At 64.8% G+C, this 608-nt stretch carries 1 protein-coding gene and 1 pseudogene; one reads left to right on the top strand and one right to left on the bottom strand.

All coding sequences use genetic code 11. From position 1 onward, the window contains the following. Positions 1-187 (bottom strand): annotated as a pseudogene (locus L6Q67_RS24055) (SCO family protein); the annotation flags it as partial. 130 nt (positions 188-317) lie between these two features. Here L6Q67_RS24055 and L6Q67_RS24050 point away from each other — a divergent pair. Beyond that, positions 318-608, top strand: a 291-nt coding sequence (locus L6Q67_RS24050) for a hypothetical protein (protein ID WP_296576198.1), incomplete at its 3' end; no start/stop codon positions are given.

Here is a 608-nt window from a genome sequence, read left to right as displayed (position 1 = left end):
TGCCGCGATAGTCGGCCAGGCTGCGCGTCGCGCCGGTGTGATCGGTAAGCTGGAAACCCTTGCCGTAGCTCGCGCCGGTGATGTCGGTATTGACGAAACCCGCCCCGCTCCCGCCGCCGGGAGAGCAGGCCGCCAGCAAGCCGATCAGCGCCGAAGCCAGGATGCTGCACCGCAGCATTGAAAGCATTGAAAACCCCTTTTATTTTCAGTTACTTGCAAAACAAACAAGTGCAGTGCAAAACGTGCCGCCGATGCTACACTGACGCCACAAATTGATCTGCGTCAAATAGTCGCAGGCAGGGCCTGGAGGAGACGCCATGGCTATCACCGCAACAGAAACGGTGGAAACGCATCAACGGGCCGCTGGCCCGTTCTGCACTCCAGCGCCCGGCACACACCGGGCGCTGGACGGTGCGGCCTCGATTCCGGGCCGCCCGATCGACGCCGGCCTTGATCACATCCCGCCTCCGCTTTCCGGCCGCCGCCCACAGTGCAGCGCCGCGGCCAGTCGCCCCATCCCCGTGCAAGACGATCATCCGATCGCCGCCTGCTTCCGGCAAGCCAGGCTGAGGCTCCCCATCGCCCTCCCGCCACGCATCGGCCACCCT

The organism is Zoogloea sp. (assembly GCF_023150065.1).
GTDB lineage: Bacteria > Pseudomonadota > Gammaproteobacteria > Burkholderiales > Rhodocyclaceae > Zoogloea.
Note: the sequence above shows the minus strand (reverse complement) of the source record. Positions and strands in the feature narration are given on the sequence as shown.